A 15,063-nucleotide genomic window follows, 5' to 3' on the forward strand; every position below is an offset into this window, starting at 1 on the left:
CCCACTCCCGCCGCCCCGGCCCCAGGGGGGGGCGGCGCGTCCCCACCCGGCTCCTAGTCCTATCCTCATCCTGACGACGGCAAACGCGATCCATATCCCTGCCGGCGAGCCGGTGCGGCTGCTATTGACCTCGACCGATGTGATCCATTCCTTCTGGATCCCAAGCTTGGCCGGCAAACTCGATCTTATCCCCGGCCACATGAACGTGCTGGATATCAAGGCGGACAAGCCGGGCGTCTACCGTGGTCAATGCGCTGAATTCTGCGGTGCGCAGCACGCCAATATGGGCATCTTCATCATCGCCGAGCCGCGCCCGAAATTCGATGCCTGGCTGAACGACCAGTTGCAGCCGGCCGGCGCGCCGGCGAGCGGCGAAGCCAAGGCCGGCGCGGACCTGTTCCTCAAACGCCCCTGCGTGATGTGCCACAGGATCGGGGGAACGCCAGCCGGCGGAACGGTGGCTCCCGACCTCACCCACATCGCCAGCCGGAAAACATTGGCGGCCGGAACGCTGACGATGAGCCGCGGCAATCTCGCCGCCTGGATAGCCGACCCGCAAGGCATCAAGCCGGGTTCCCACATGCCAGTGGCAGATCTCAACGGCGACGAGCTCAACGCAATCGTCGCTTATCTCGAGGGGCTGAAATGAGCAGCGATGTCACAGGCGACCGCCACATCCCGGAACCAGACCCCGCCAAGGGCGACCTTGCTCCCGAACGTGACGGCCCCCGCGATACGGGCATGGATGATGCCAGCCTGCATCGCTGGCTCGAGCGCACCTGGCGGACGCCGTCCGGCATCGTCGGAGCGCTCGCGAGCGTCGATCACAAGGTGATCGCACGACGCTATTTGATCACCGCTTTCGTCTTCCTTGGTCTTGGCGGCCTCAACGCTGTCGCCATGCGTATCCAGCTTTCGGGACCGCAACGCGGCCTGATCGGGCCCGACCTCTACAACCAGCTGTTCACCATGCATGGCGTTACGATGATGTTTCTGTTCGCCGTGCCCATCGTGCAGGCGACCGGGATCTACCTGGTGCCGCTGATGGTCGGCACCCGCAACATCGCGTTTCCGCGCCTGAACGCGTTCAGCTATTGGATCTACGTCTCGGGCGGCGCTTTCGCCTGGGTGTCCTTTGCCCTCAACATGGCGCCGGATGTCGGCTGGTTCGCTTACGTGCCGCTGTCCGGCCCCGAATTCGCACCGGGCAAGCGCGCCGATGTCTGGGCGCAGATGATCACCTATACCGAAGTGTCGTCACTGGCCGTCGCGGTGGCAACCATCGTCACGGTGTTCAAGCAGCGGGCCCCCGGCATGTCGCTGGACAAGATCCCGCTCTATGTCTGGGCGATGCTGGTCACTTCTTTCGTCGTCGTCTTCGCGATGCCGGCGGTGATGATCACCTCGACTTTCCTGATCCTTGACCGGCTGGTCGGCACGCACATCTTCAACCCGGCGGAAGGTGGGGATGCTCTGCTGTTCCAACACCTCTTCTGGTTCTTCGGCCATCCGGAGGTTTACATCATCTTCCTGCCGGCGACGGGCATGGTGTCCGCGATCATTCCTGTTTTCGCCAGGCGACCGACATTCGGTCATCTCGGGCTGGTCCTGTCGCTGATCGCAGTCGGCTTCCTGTCGTTCGGGCTCTGGGTTCACCACATGTTCGCCACGGGATTGCCTAAGCTCGGCGCCAGTTTCTTCACCGCATCCAGCATGCTGATCGCCATTCCAAACGGCGTGCAGATCTTCTGCTGGCTTGCAACACTTTGGGACGGCCGGCCGGTGATCCGGACGCCATTGCTGTTCGTCTTCGGCTTCTTCTTCATCTTCGTCATCGGCGGGCTGACCGGCGTCATGCTCGCCTCGGTGCCACTGGATCTTCAGGTGCACGACACCTATTTCGTCGTCGCGCACTTCCATTACGTGCTGATCGGCGGCTCGGTGTTCCCGCTGCTTGGCGCGGCTTATTTCTGGTTCCCGAAGATCACCGGCCGCATGATGAGCGAACGCCTTGGGCGGTGCCATTTCTGGCTGGCCTTCATCGGGTTCAATGCGGCCTTTTTCCCGATGCATCTCGTCGGCCTATGGGGCATGCCACGACGGGTCTACACCTATCCGGCCGAGCTTGGCTGGGGCAACATCAACCTTTTCATCTCGGCAGGGGCGCTGCTCTTCTTCCTGAGCTTTGTCCTGTTCACTTTCAATCTTGTGCATGGCGCGTTGAAAGGCACCTCGGCCGGCAACAATCCGTGGGACGCAGGAACCTTGGAGTGGGCAACATCCTCGCCGCCGCCGAGCTATAATTTCGCACGCATTCCCATCGTCACCCATATCGAGCCGCTCTGGGCCGAGCGCGAGACGCTCCCTGTAGCGACCGGGCTCCGCGTCGATGCGCGCGAGCTCCTCATCTCCACCGTGGCGGAAGCTCATCCCGACATTCGTGAGAAATCGGCCACACCGTCGATCTGGCCTCTTTTCGCGGCGCTCGCCGTCGGTGGTACGTTTCTCTATTCGATTTTTACGCCTTGGGCCATCGTCTGGGGCGCCGCGCCGATCGCCATCACGTTGATCGGTTGGTTCTGGCCGAAGGGCGATCCGGAGGACCAGGAATGAAGCATCGAGTTGCCGCCGATCTTTCAGGACTGCCGACCTTCGGGCATGGTCCGCATAGCCCGATCTGGTGGGGCACGTTGGGCTTCATGGCGCTCGAAGGCACCGGTTTCGCGCTGGCGGCGGGCGCGTATCTCTACCTTGCGCTGTCATGGCCAGCATGGCGGCTTAGCGCACCGCAGCCGAACCATTGGCCCGGAACGATCGTGATGATTTTGTTTGTCGTCAGCCTTGTGCCCAACCACGTCCTCCACCGCCACGCCAAGCAATGCTCCATGATTCCGGTGCGGATCGGCCTGGTGGTCATGTCGCTGCTCGGCATCGCTCCGCTCGTCGTGCGCTGGTTCGAATTCCCCGCCCTCAACATCTATTGGGACACTAACGCCTATGGATCGATGCTTTGGGTGCTGCTTGGCCTGCACACCACGCACCTCATAACAGATGTCGGCGACACCATCGTGCTGACAGTGCTGATGTTCACGCGCCACGGCTATAGCGGCCGGCGCTTCGGCGATGTCGGCGACAATGTCTTCTACTGGGATTTCGTGGTCCTGACCTGGATTCCGATCTACGTGCTCATCTATTGGGCGCCGAGGCTAGGCTGAGATGCGAGCGTTGCGGTTGGGAACGTCTTGGGGTGGTCTTCTGTCAGGTCCGCTGGCCTGGGCGGTCTCGACACAGCTGAATTATGCGCTGGTGCCTTGGCAATGCAACCGCCAGGTGCCGGTCGTGCTTCCCGTGGCGCTGCTGCTCGTCTTGTTGTCGCTGCTCGGCGGGGCGCTGTCGTGGCGGGCGAAGCGGCGAGGCGGTGCCGGATTCAAACCGGAGCGTACGCGCGGCACAGAGCGCTTCGTCGCCAATCTCGGGATGTTGTCGGCGTTGCTGTTTGCGCTTGTGATCCTCATGCAAGGCAGCGCGGCGCTGATCCTGGATGAGTGCCTGCGATGAACCTGGACGCGCTGTTCCCTACTTCCATCTGCTACGGCGCCGGCGCGCCCGGGGCCGGGTGGACGTTCGCGCTGCCCATCACCCTGCCACTCGCCGTGCTTGCCTTGATATATGTCGTTGGCGCGAGCCGGCTTTGGCGGCGCAGCAGCCGCGGCAGGACGTTGCGGCTGCGCCAGGCTCTGCTGTTCACGGCCGGATGGGGCGTGTTGACAGCCGCATTGGTCAGCCCGATTCATATGCTCGGCGAGCAGGTCTTTGCGGCGCATATGATCGAGCATGAACTGCTGATGGCCGTGGCGGCGCCGCTGTTGGTCTCTGCCTGCCCGGCTGCGGCCTTGATGTGGGGCCTACCCATCCGGTTCCGGCGCATTCTGGGAATTGCAGGACACGCCAATTGGCTGAGGATGGTCTGGGCCTTCGCAACGCGGCCGATCAGCGCGACCATTATCCACGGCATTGCTATATGGATCTGGCACATTCCGGTGTTGTTCGAGGCCGCGCTCGAACGCGGCGTGCTGCACTATGCACAGCACGCGAGCTTCTTCGGAACAGGGCTGCTGTTCTGGTGGGTCCTCTTGCCGCGTCCCGGCCGCCAGCATGCCTATGGGAGCGCAGTGATGCACCTCTTTGTCACCTCGCTGCATACCGGGCTGCTCGGCGTCCTCCTGTTGCTCTCGCCGCGCCTCTGGTACCCGGAGAACGCCGTGGGAGCGGCACTGTGGAATTTGAGCCCCCTGGAGGACCAGCAACTTGCCGGGCTGGTGATGTGGGTTCCGGCTGGATTGATATATGGCGGCGCAGCGCTGCTGCTGGCCGCGTTGTGGATCAAGGCGAGCGGAAGGAGGGAGGCGGCGCATGCGTACGAGCTTGTCTAAACTGCTTGCCGCCGTCATCGCCGCGCTAGTGCTGCTCGTCGCGGCCGTGGCCGGAATGACTTGGTGGTCCGATCGGGCCGCGCGCGTCCGCCACGAGGCGGAGGCGGCCACGGGCGGTGACACTGCGAGGGCCTTGCCGATCATGACTGCGAATGGCTGTTCCGGCTGCCATACGATAACGGGCGTGCCGGGCGCGCAAGGGCAGGTGGGTCCTCGCCTGGATGCCAGTCTTGCTGGCCGCGTCTTTATCGGCGGCGGGCTGGCCAACAATCCAGAGAACCTGATCCGCTGGATACGATCGGCCAGGGAAATCGATCCGCACACGGCCATGCCATCGACACGGATCACGGAGCAGCAGGCGCGCGATATCGCGGCCTACCTCTACGCTCTGAAATGACTCGAGCGGTTCACCGTTCGACGGACAACGCCGACCCCTTTCTGGAAGAGACCGACTATCGTTGATCTATGATTACCAAGCTAGGTTTGGCGCTGAGACGGATCGGAAATCCGTTCCCGCACGGCACGCTCGGTCTTGTCTGCTGTGGACTTCACAATCTCGCCGAGCTGATCGGCCATCGTGCCTGCTTCCATATGTTGCCGGCCAGCTTCCTGCTTAATGGTCTCATAGGCGTCAGCGGCGACCTGCTTGGCCTCATCGAGACCCATGTCGAGCATGGTTTCGGCGGTGTCGCGAAGCTTGTCCCCATAGGCGCCTAGTTGCTCATCCTCCGTTGCCGTATGGGGCAGCATTGCACCTATAGCGGCACCGATGGCGAGACCGACGGCCGCTACGGCCAAGGGTTGGTCCTCCAACAGATATTGGGCGGAGCGGCTGGCTTTCGCCATGTCACCAGTCGTCGAGCTTGCATTGGCAGCGCTTCCCGTCAGACCCGCCGCAGCGGCTCTTGCGGTGCTCGATATGGTATCGCCGACGCTGGTAGCGCTCGATGAGAGCGATTCCGCGGCATCGGAGAGCGTGCCGCTGAAGCCGCCGCGCTCACCTTCATCATGTCGTGCCGGCGCTGAAGGCAATGGGTAACCAGCGGGACCGTGGGCCGTGTTTGATGTGCCGCTGCCGAACATCAGCCAAGCCAGACCCGCGCCCACCATGGTGACCGGCAAAGGATTGTCTCGGACCTGCGTTCTGAGATTGCTGAGCATGGCCGAGCTCTCCCCTCCCGAGAACAGCCCGGTGAACTCATCCAGCAATTGTCCCGGCGTCATCTTGCCTCGAATGGATTCGGCGGTCTCCATCACCCGGGCGCGAGCCGCCTCGGCCTCGCGTTCAAGTTCGGCTGCGGATTTCTCTTTCATCTCACCTGTTCCTTGATCACGCTCGCGTCGCGCTTGAGCTGTTCCTGGGTCCGGTCGGGGGTAAGTTCCGAAGGCGCCATGCTGGCCATCCCGGTCCGCAGCAGGATGACGCCGAGGACCGCCACGACCACACCGACCAGCAGAGAAGACCACCCCGCGCCAAGCCCTGCCCGCGTCAGTGCGATAACGAGTGCCTGCAGCAACACCAATAGCGCGGCGAGAAGGCAAATCGCGCCGCCCAGCACTTCCGCGGCACCTGCTCCGGCTTTGGTAAGCTTTTCAGAGAGCTCGGCCCGAAACAGCCTCGCCTCGGTCTGCACCAGAGTGGTGACATTCTGGGCCAAGTCGGTGATCAGTCCGGCAAGGCTGGGATTGTTCTGGGTGTTCATCTCTCCTGCTCCGCCTTCTGCATAGTCCCGTCATCGCCGACGAGGCCAAAATCCTGCGAATGATCAGCGGACCAACCCTGTGGCTGATCGGTGTGTGATTTGAGGTCTCCCAGAGCAGCCTGAGATTCCGGCCTTGCCGGCGGAGAAGCCTTGATGAACCGCCCGAGCGCCAAACCGGCCAACACGGATCCCGCAAGCAGGACACCGGGATTTTGCCGGCCAAAGGACTGCACCTCCTCAAGGACCTGGCCGAACGGTTTCTGTTTCAAGGACGATGAAAGCCGCTCAAGCCCACCGGCAGCATCCAAAGCGAACTTCGATGCGTTCCTTTCATCGTTGTTGGCCAGGTGATCGCTGGCCGCGCGCAGTGCACCGCCCAACGCCGCCAGGCTCGATCCGATGTCGCGTTGCGCCTCCTCCGCCTTGTCGGCGATGACCTCCCTGGCTTCAGATGCATAGTCGCCAGCCTTGCGGGTCACCGCATCACGCGCGTCGTGAAGCAACTCGCTGGCACGTTCCTCTTCCTGGCGAAGCCTGTCGGAAACTTCGCTTTTCGTCTTGTCGAAATCGGTGGGCTGTCCGCCCTGATCGTTCTCATGCTGCATGGGCCACCTAGTGAAAACCGAAGAAGGAGAGGACCGCGAGCACGACAACGATAAGGCCGATAAGATAGATGACACTGTTCATGTGCACGTCCTCCGTGGCTGCCCAACTTCGAGGAACCTGCGATGTTCCCTTAGGTGAAAGCATTTATGATCAGGCTGAAACGGAGAGCTCGTCAGGCACGCAACAGTCGCCAATGAGTTGCGCTGTCCCTCGAACGGAGCGCTCGGTACGACCGGGTGCGCGGGAGCCGCAAGCAGGAGACAGCCGAGTGCCGGCTGTCTCCGGTATTGCTATCTCTGCTTATTCGGCGGCCCGCCTGTCGATCATCTGCTCGCTCTGGGCGCCGGAACTTGGCCGTGGCGGCGAAAGCATGGGCTCCTCGCCCATTGGTGCACCGGCGACCAGGGAGAACTCTCCCTTGCCGTCCATCGAGGGTCCATCGCTCCAACGTCCCCGCGCTGGTTCGACACCTTCGACGAAGCAATTGATGAAGGCATAGGATACGTCCTGATGCTCCTTCTCCTGCGGGAAGGAGTTGGGGACCGGCAGAGACGCGTTCAGTCCGCCCATGTCTTCGATGGCCGCGAGCCACTGCTGTTGGTGCATGGTGTCGCGCGCAATAAGGAAGGACAGCATGTCCTTCATGCCGGGATCGTTGGTCATGTTGTACAGGCGGGTCGCAAGCACGCGGCCGCTTCCTTCCGCGGTGACGTTTGCGACCATATCCGCGGCAAGATTGCCGCTGGCATAGACATGCAAGCATTGAAGGGAACGCCGTTGGCGTTTTCAGGCAGTGCGGCCAGGCCGGTCGACAAGATATGGCGGAAGTTCATCCCGTTGAGGACCGAGCCGCCGACCGTGTCCGACGAGATGTCCTCCTGCAGCGAAAGTGGTGCACCCTCTAGATTGAGGGCGACCGCAGTCGCCAGCATTTCGATATGGCCGAGTTCCTCGGTCGCCGTGTTTAACAACAGGTCGCGGTATTTGGCCGGTCCGCGGCATCCCCATGCCTGGAAGAAATACTGCAAGGCGACGCGGATCTCGCCTTCTACTCCACCTATGGCCTGCTGCAACGCGCGGGCAAAGACTGGATTCGGCGTTTCCACACGAACCGGGTACTGCAATTTCTTGTCGGTGTAATACATGGCTGACTCCTGGTTTGAAGTCAGCCGAACCTCAGCTCGGACGCATTGTTCCGTAGGAGGAACGTTTAATTCCGGCAGGCTTCCCGACGGAACGTCTCGAGCTACGGAAGCTCATTGCGCAATGCGAGCCGTCCAGTCGGTCTACGCCGTGGGTGCCCATTGGCACCGGGGATCATGCGACCTTGGAAAACAGGGCGACGTCGCATCTGGCCAGGCCGTAGCGCCACCGATGATCGGTCGTGGCGACCCGGCTTTGGTAAAACAACGATAGTTGGCTGCCTTCGATCATCACCGTGGAGTGGCCGTTCTCTCCCGGCTGGCCTGGCTCCAGCACCGGGCCGATCGATACGTAAGGTCCAGCAACGTCATCAGCGATAGCGAAGAACACGCGTTGCCGGTTCCCCCGAAGTCCATTCGGCAGAAAACAAGTGGCATTGAGAAGCACCCGACCGTCCGGCAACTCGACCAGCTGTGCGCCTTCTATGCCCCATTCATAGTCGGGATCCTCTCTCGTATTATGGTGAGGGACATCATTATGGTCGAGGATCTTGCCGATCCGCTTCCAGGGACCGAACCACGAGTCGGATTGGCTCCGTGCGAGGTAGATGTCGGGTTGCGGCACCCTGGTGAATTTTGGCATCGCGGAATAGACGAGGTAGCGCTTGCCGCCAATAACTGCGGGATGCGGATCGTAAATGCCGTCCTCCTCGGTGTCCGGGATGGCAAGGATCGCCGGGCTGAGAACCACCCACTGGAATCCGTCATTGGAAACCGCGTGCTCGCACCGGCCGCCAGACTTCATGAACTCGGTCTGGATGAACATATGAAAGACGCCGCTTTCGTGGATGACGCCGGGAGCCGCAACACCACTCCCGTTGATAGGAAGTTCGATCGGCGGATGCTCGGTCCACGGTCCATAGAGATCGGGCGCCGTGGCATGAAGGATCCTCCACGTCTCGGTGGTCACCGTGCCACTTGAGCCGAAGACGTGCCACAGACTGCCATCGAAGACAGGGCACGGGTCTTTGAGATCATCGACGCTTTGCGGATGAAACAGCGGAAAAACATTGGTCGCAAAGTCGATCTTCATATCAGCCCCGGAATCTTGCCCTGCCAAAACCGAATCGCCAGTCGTGCAGGCGAATCAACATGATGTTCTGCACATTTTATAGCCGACAAGTTCAACGCAAATACGGCAATGCCGTTCTCCACCAGCATTCCCCAGTCGCCCCGCGCCTCAAAGCCCGCCGACACACGATAGCCGTTCTCGACTCAGCGAGCGGATCTCGTTTTCGTCTATCGAGCGGCGACTGAAGGCGCTCCATTTCACCTTGGAACAACTCACCTCGTTGAAAGTTAGGAGACGGGAACGAAGTTTAGTTCTCTCCCGTCCGCGACTAACAAATGTTAGTCGGAACATAAACGACAGACTAAAGGAAGGAAATCTTCAATGGAAGCAGCCTTGGGTGGGGCAGTCGCCAGTAACCGCGCTGGCAGGGAAAATCTACTGGTTTGCTTCTCCCATTTGCGGTGGAATTTCGTTCATCAACGCCCGCAACATATCCTCAGTCTCGCCTCCATGCAGCAGAGAGTGGTCTACTTCGAAGAGCCTGTTTTCGAAGACCTGCCACAGCCGCTGATGCGGACGAGCGAGGCAGCGCCAAGCATTCTAATTGTGACGCCAGTGCTTCCGCTCGGCATGTCGGCCGCGAAAGCAGATGCCGTCCAGCGGAGATTTGTCCAGCAGATCATAGCTTCAATGCCGCACAGCCGGTTGATCGCTTGGTACTACACGCCGATGGCTCTGCGCTTCACCGAGCACCTCGACCCAGACATATGCATCTATGACTGCATGGACGAACTCTCCGCATTCAAGAATGCGCCGCCCGAGCTGGGGCAGATGGAAAAGGCCCTGCTGCGCCGCGCCGATCTCGTTTTCACCGGAGGCCTAAGCCTGTTCGAGACCAAGCGTCACCTGCATCACGCGATCTTCCCTTTTCCTAGCAGCATCGATGTGAAGCACTTTCACACTGCGAGACGCCCAGGAAAGGAGCCAACCGACCAGGCCGGCATTCCTCATCCGAGGGTCGGATATTTCGGAGTTATCGACGAGCGGCTGGACGTCGAGCTCGTAGCGCAGGCGGCGGAGACTATGTCGGACGTGCATTTCGTGATGCTTGGCCCGGTCGTCAAGATCGACCCCGCAACCCTGCCCAGAGCCGAAAACCTGCATTGGTTGGGCGCGAAGGCCTACTGCGACCTGCCCCACTATATGCGCCATTGGGATGCCGGTTGGATGCCGTTTGCACTCAACGAAGCGACCCGCTTCATCAGTCCGACCAAGACGCCAGAGTTCCTAGCGGCCGGTCTCCCGGTGATCTCGACGGCAATCGTTGACGTTGTGCGCAGCTACGGCGCTGCTGGACTGGTGGAAATCGCCGACAGTGACGATCTGGAAATCAAGCTGCGCTCCATTCTATTGCGACCTCGTGAGACGTTCCTGCCGCAAGTCGACGCCTATCTTGCGGACATGTCTTGGCAAAAGACATGGAGTGGCATGACCGCTCACATCGAGCGTGCCTATCGAGGTAAGAAGGTCATCCCTCTCCGCAGGAGTGCATAGCCATGTTCGATTGGCTGATCGTCGGCGCGGGATTTGCCGGCAGCGTGCTTGCTGAAAGGATAGCCTCCCAGCGCCACGAAAGTGTTCTCCTGGTCGACCGCCGCAGCCATGTCGGCGGCAACGCCTATGATTGCTATAATGAAGCCGGCATCCTCATCCATCGTTATGGGCCACATATTTTTCACACCAACAGCCAGTCGATCGTGGACTACCTCTCGCAGTTCACGGAATGGCGCACATACGAGCATAGGGTGCTGGCGGCCGTGGATGAGAAACTGCTTCCCATCCCGATCAATCTCGACACGGTAAATCGCCTTTACGGCCTCGACCTGAATTCCACACAGTTGGAGGAGTTCTTCGCGTCGCGGCGCGAAACCGTAGAGGACGTACGAACGGCCGAGGACGTCGTCGTCAGCACGGTGGGACGCGAACTCTATGAGAAATTCTTCCGTGGCTACACCAGGAAGCAATGGGGCGTCGATCCTAGCCAACTGAGCAAATCAGTGACGGCACGAGTGCCGACCAGAACCAACCGCGATGACCGCTATTTTAGCGACAGCTTCCAGAAGATGCCGGCCGGCGGGTACACGAGAATGTTCGAACGCATGCTCGACCATCCGAACATCAAGGTCATGTTGCAGACCGACTTCCGCGAAATTCGTGACGAGATACCATTCAACCACCTGATCTATACCGGCCCGATCGACGAATACTTCGGCTGGCAGCTCGGGCGTCTTCCTTATCGCTCGCTCCGTTTCGAGCACGTCACCCTCGACCAAGAGCAGTTTCAGCCGGTTGCCGTCGTCAACTACCCCCAGACGGAAAATTACACCCGCATCACCGAGTACAAACATCTGACCGGCCAGCAGAACGCGCGGACCAGCCTGACCTACGAATATCCCACCGATATCGGGGACCCGTACTATCCGGTGCCGCGGGCCGAAAACGAAGAGCTCTACAAGCGTTACGAAGCGCTCGGCGCAACCTGTCCCGACGTGTGGTTTGTCGGCCGCCTGGCAACCTACCGCTACTACAATATGGATCAAGTGGTCGGGCAGGCTCTGGCTACTTTCGCCCGCATCCAAAAGAGCGTCCCGGAATGGGCGAGCGCGAGGAAGGCGTCGTTGGCCGAAGGGGCGCTGTAGCTCCCCCACCTAGACGTACTTGGGAGCATCGGGCTTGGCAACGCGGCGCCAACAGCGCTCGCAACAGTCCCTTGTGCCGCTCATGTATTTAACGCGTCGGGTTCGCCGCGAACAAAGTTTGCTGGCGGGCCAATTCATCCGCGATGGGCGTGCGGACATGTCGGCTGCCGTTCGCCTGGATGACCGAAAACAATCCCACTTCCGCATGCCGCGAATTGTCCCAGCCCGGATAGGCGGTTATCGGGTATAGGCAAATACCTTCGATCGGCGCTTCGAGACCGATTGCGGCACGCACCTCGTCGCAGACATAATGGAGCCAAGCCGCCCCGCCCGATCCTTCGGAGCCGGTCTCGGCGATGAACATCGGCTTGCCGTATCGACGCGCGACCTCAATCAGCATCTCCGATAGGGCACGGTACTCGTGATGCCCCATCGGAATCGTCGGCCCGTTTAGGTACCACTGATTGTGTGGGTAGAAATTCAGGCCAACGACATCGACAACATCTTCGCTGCCCCCCAACTCTGGTTCTGCCCGGCCCAGCAGCATGTCGTAAGCTTCGAACTGTCCGAGACGGGCATTTTCGGCCCGGCGCCATTCGGTCCGCGTTCGGTCGCGAGGAGCAATGTGGATAAGCGGCTCGGCCCAGACAAATCTGCAAGCGGGATCGACCTCCCGCATTGCCCGAACGCCAGCTATTGCAGCTTTCACGAGGTGCCGCTTGAACCATCCCCGCTTCTTCGGGCCGACGCGCGGGAAATACCCGACCTCAACAGCCCAGGCGAAAAACGAAATTTCGTTGATTGGGCACAACAGAGGCGCTGTACCGGCGATTGAACGATGGACCCTCACAGCTTCCGCAGCGAACGAGGCATAGGCATCGATGAAATGCATCGACCCCTGTTCAACGTGGTCTGGAGATCCGTAGTGGAAAATGTCCCAGATGACCTGGACACCTGCCGATTGCGCTGCTTCGACCATCGGCGTCCAGCTTGACCAGTCATAGGTCCCAGGAGCGGTTTCGATGAGGTGCCAGCGCAAACCGTCGCGGATGGTACGAAGACCGAGTTCGGCGCAACCGCGGTAGTCGCCCAGGGCATGCAAATAATGCGACGTCGCGCGGATAAGATCGAGGCGAACGCCGTCCTTGCGCCGGTGCGACGAGCACTCAAAGCCAGCCATGAAAAAACTGGCGAACGCCGACGTGCCCGCAATCGAAGTCAAGCCATCGCTATCGCTTTGTGCTGCTTCGCTCATGCGGCAACCCCTTCTCATTTGCCATGCTGCACCATCGTCCAGTGTATTACTCAGGGCCAAACCCGGATGGTCGAGCCTTTGTTCCCCGATCGAGCCCACCGAGCCGGTGGAGCAGACAGGAGCCAGGGAACAAGGTGCGCCGAGGCAAGTTCGGGACCGAGCCGTCATCGATTGTCCAGCGGTTACAACGGAGGCAGGGAACAGCATGACCGTTCAGATTCGACTTTCCGACATCGACCATGCCAGGCGCGAGGATCGTGGCGACGGCGTCTGGAGCATCGCGCCGGATTTGGCCTATTTGCGGCTGACAATTGTGAATGTCGTGTTCTTCGGCGCTCCCGGCAGCGGAGATCGAAACTGGGTCCTGATCGATACGGGTTTGCCGACGTCGCGAAGCAGCATCCTGGCGGTCGCGGAAAAGCGCTTTGGAGCCGGCGCGCGGCCCGCCGCGATCATCTTGACCCATGGCCATTTCGACCATGTGGGAGCGGTTGTGGATCTGGCCGGCACATGGGATGCGCCCGTTTTCGCGCACCCGCTCGAGCGTCCCTATTTGGACGGAACCGGGTCCTATCCACCGCCTGATCCTTGGGTGGGGGGCGGCCTGATAGCGCTGCTTTCGCCACTCTTTCCTCGTGGCCCAATCGATCTCGGAGATCGCCTGCAACTCTTGCCGGCCGACGGATCGGTCCCCGGCATGCCCGGATGGCGCTGGCTGCACACGCCCGGGCATGCGCCGGGGCATGTCTCTCTCTGGCGCGAAGAAGACCGCTCGCTGATCGCTGGGGACGCCTTCATCACCACGGGTCAGGAGTCGGTCTATGAAGTCGCCGTTCAGGACTTGGAGATGCATGGTCCACCGCGCTACTTCACACCGGATTGGGATGCGGCGGAAAAATCCGTGAAACAACTGGCTGCGCTGAAGCCGCAGATGGTGATCAGCGGACACGGAGCGCCAGCTGCGGGAGTTGGCATGCGCCAAGCCCTCGACAGACTGGCTGAGCGGTTCACGGCATTCGCCGTGCCGCCGCGGATGAAGTTCGTGCGTGAGCCAGCCACTGTTTCAAATAGCGGAGCTTAGCGGAGCGCCAGGAGCTGTATTGCCGCTCCAAGTTGCTTGCAGATTGTCTCGGCGGAACAACCTCGTAGCGCCAGTTGGGGCATATGTTCCGTTGCGGACGTCAAAGCCTTGCCGAATTGGCGCCAATGGTTTTCTCAGCGACAATTTCGAACACAGCCCATGTCATAGGTTAATGCGTGGCTCCGCAGGCTCCCCTATGGGCGGCATAACTGCGGGTTCGATTGTGCGGCGGTCCAATCACCGTTCTCCGCCGCCGCTCTGTAATGTCACGGAACTTTCAGCGCGAATGCAAGTTCGATAAATAACATAAGCTAGGTAGCAAATTTGTCTCCCACCTCATCCTCGGATGTACTTATCCGCAAACTCCTGAGCATCTAGGATGTTCGACAGACCGACATCGACGTTTTGAAGAGCATCCCGATCCAGGAGAAGGATTTTTTGCCCAACTACGACCTGGTGCGTGAGGGGGACCGTCCTGTCAGTTCGTTTGTCGTTTTGGATGGCCTGCTCGGTTCCACCAAACTTACCGGCGACGGCAAACGCCAGATTACATCCTTCTTTGTGGCTGGGGATATTCCGGATCTGCACGGACTGCATCTGTCGGTCATGGATTGCAATTTTACGACCCTCACAGCAGCTAGACTGGGCTTCATACGACATGACGCTCTTCGCGCCGTTTGCGAACAGCATCCTCGAATCGCGACGGCTTTTTGGCGGTCGACCCTGATCGATGCAGCTATTTACAGGGAATGGGTCACTAATGTGGGAAGACGCGAGGCATACACGCGCATGGCGCACATATTGTGCGAATTGATTTTTCGCTTGCGCTCGGTTGGACGCATCCAGGATCACGTCGCGGATCTTCCCATTACCCAGGCAGCCCTTGGCGATGCATTGGGCTTGTCCACAGTCCACGTCAACCGAATGCTTCAGGAACTTCGACGTAGAGGCCTCATCGCCACCACAGGATCAAGAGTGCATGTTCTGGATTGGCTTGGCCTCACTCATGCAGGTGATTTCGACACGACCTACCTGCACCAAAGGAACCCTGCAGTTTAGTGGTGACGGAAGC

Annotated in this window: 15 protein-coding genes and 1 pseudogene; 10 read left to right on the forward strand and 6 right to left on the reverse strand. The window is 60.5% G+C overall.

All coding sequences use genetic code 11. The annotated features are described in order from the left end of the window. The 6 genes from NKJ11_RS19560 to NKJ11_RS19585 all read left to right on the forward strand — a co-directional run. Window positions 1–649, forward strand: a 649-nt coding sequence (locus tag NKJ11_RS19560; RefSeq protein WP_352794086.1) for a c-type cytochrome, incomplete at its 5' end; no start/stop codon positions are given. Then, on the forward strand, window positions 646–2,613 hold the full coding sequence (gene ctaD, locus NKJ11_RS19565) for a cytochrome c oxidase subunit I (RefSeq protein ID WP_502905806.1): 1,968 nt from the start codon (window positions 646–648) through the stop codon (window positions 2,611–2,613). The genes NKJ11_RS19560 and ctaD, both read left to right, overlap by 4 nt. After that, a complete protein-coding gene (locus NKJ11_RS19570) occupies window positions 2,610–3,215 on the forward strand; it encodes a cytochrome c oxidase subunit 3 (protein ID WP_352794087.1) in 606 nt (201 codons plus the stop codon). The genes ctaD and NKJ11_RS19570 overlap by 4 nt, the downstream gene beginning before the upstream one ends. A 133-nt stretch (window positions 3,216–3,348) precedes the next feature. Continuing rightward, window positions 3,349–3,558 carry a hypothetical protein gene (locus tag NKJ11_RS19575; RefSeq protein ID WP_352442890.1) on the forward strand — a complete coding sequence of 70 codons (210 nt, stop codon included), beginning with the start codon at window positions 3,349–3,351 and terminating at the stop codon, window positions 3,556–3,558. Continuing rightward, window positions 3,555–4,433 carry a cytochrome c oxidase assembly protein gene (locus NKJ11_RS19580; RefSeq protein ID WP_023811926.1) on the forward strand — a complete coding sequence of 293 codons (879 nt, stop codon included), beginning with the start codon at window positions 3,555–3,557 and terminating at the stop codon, window positions 4,431–4,433. The genes NKJ11_RS19575 and NKJ11_RS19580 overlap by 4 nt, the downstream gene beginning before the upstream one ends. After that, on the forward strand, window positions 4,414–4,830 hold the full coding sequence (locus NKJ11_RS19585; protein ID WP_023811925.1) for a c-type cytochrome: 417 nt from the start codon (window positions 4,414–4,416) through the stop codon (window positions 4,828–4,830). Before NKJ11_RS19580 ends, NKJ11_RS19585 begins: the two co-directional genes overlap by 20 nt. 80 nt (window positions 4,831–4,910) lie before the next feature. Here the strand turns inward: NKJ11_RS19585 and NKJ11_RS19590 are convergent, their stop codons facing one another. The 5 genes and pseudogenes from NKJ11_RS19590 to NKJ11_RS19610 all read right to left on the reverse strand — a co-directional run bounded on the left by NKJ11_RS19590 (window position 4,911) and on the right by NKJ11_RS19610 (window position 8,977). Continuing rightward, window positions 4,911–5,747 carry a hypothetical protein gene (locus NKJ11_RS19590; RefSeq protein WP_352613349.1) on the reverse strand — a complete coding sequence of 279 codons (837 nt, stop codon included), beginning with the start codon at window positions 5,745–5,747 and terminating at the stop codon, window positions 4,911–4,913. Further along, window positions 5,744–6,136 (reverse strand): phage holin family protein, encoded by a 393-nt coding sequence (locus tag NKJ11_RS19595; RefSeq protein ID WP_352613347.1) that lies wholly within the window; start codon window positions 6,134–6,136, stop codon window positions 5,744–5,746. The genes NKJ11_RS19590 and NKJ11_RS19595 overlap by 4 nt, the downstream gene beginning before the upstream one ends. Then, window positions 6,133–6,741 (reverse strand): hypothetical protein, encoded by a 609-nt coding sequence (locus NKJ11_RS19600; protein WP_352613346.1) that lies wholly within the window; start codon window positions 6,739–6,741, stop codon window positions 6,133–6,135. The genes NKJ11_RS19595 and NKJ11_RS19600 overlap by 4 nt, the downstream gene beginning before the upstream one ends. Before the next feature lie 301 nt (window positions 6,742–7,042). Then, window positions 7,043–7,887: pseudogene (locus NKJ11_RS19605) on the reverse strand (manganese catalase family protein). A 172-nt stretch (window positions 7,888–8,059) separates the two neighbouring features. Further along, window positions 8,060–8,977 carry a glycoside hydrolase family protein gene (locus tag NKJ11_RS19610; RefSeq protein ID WP_352442897.1) on the reverse strand — a complete coding sequence of 306 codons (918 nt, stop codon included), beginning with the start codon at window positions 8,975–8,977 and terminating at the stop codon, window positions 8,060–8,062. A gap of 360 nt (window positions 8,978–9,337) precedes the next feature. On the opposite strand from NKJ11_RS19610, the gene NKJ11_RS19615 reads away from it, so the two are divergent. Together NKJ11_RS19615 and glf are read left to right on the forward strand one after the other, a co-directional pair. Continuing rightward, window positions 9,338–10,510 (forward strand): glycosyltransferase family protein, encoded by a 1,173-nt coding sequence (locus NKJ11_RS19615; protein ID WP_023811918.1) that lies wholly within the window; start codon window positions 9,338–9,340, stop codon window positions 10,508–10,510. Between the two features lie 2 nt (window positions 10,511–10,512). Next, complete coding sequence (gene glf / locus NKJ11_RS19620) at window positions 10,513–11,655, forward strand: UDP-galactopyranose mutase (protein ID WP_352613341.1); 1,143 nt, start codon at window positions 10,513–10,515, stop codon at window positions 11,653–11,655. Window positions 11,656–11,743: 88 nt separating this feature from the next. Here glf and NKJ11_RS19625 read toward each other — a convergent pair whose 3' ends face one another. Then, window positions 11,744–12,910, reverse strand: coding sequence for a beta-glucosidase (locus NKJ11_RS19625; protein WP_128305822.1), 1,167 nt, complete (start codon window positions 12,908–12,910; stop codon window positions 11,744–11,746). A 205-nt stretch (window positions 12,911–13,115) separates the two neighbouring features. Between NKJ11_RS19625 and NKJ11_RS19630 the strand changes: the two genes are divergently transcribed. Further along, window positions 13,116–13,991, forward strand: coding sequence for an MBL fold metallo-hydrolase (locus NKJ11_RS19630; protein WP_128305823.1), 876 nt, complete (start codon window positions 13,116–13,118; stop codon window positions 13,989–13,991). Window positions 13,992–14,396: 405 nt separating this feature from the next. Further along, window positions 14,397–15,050 (forward strand): Crp/Fnr family transcriptional regulator, encoded by a 654-nt coding sequence (locus NKJ11_RS19635; protein WP_352794089.1) that lies wholly within the window; start codon window positions 14,397–14,399, stop codon window positions 15,048–15,050. The last annotated feature ends 13 nt before the right edge of the window (window positions 15,051–15,063 follow it).

The organism is Mesorhizobium sp. M0243, assembly GCF_040321775.1.
GTDB lineage: Bacteria > Pseudomonadota > Alphaproteobacteria > Rhizobiales > Rhizobiaceae > Mesorhizobium.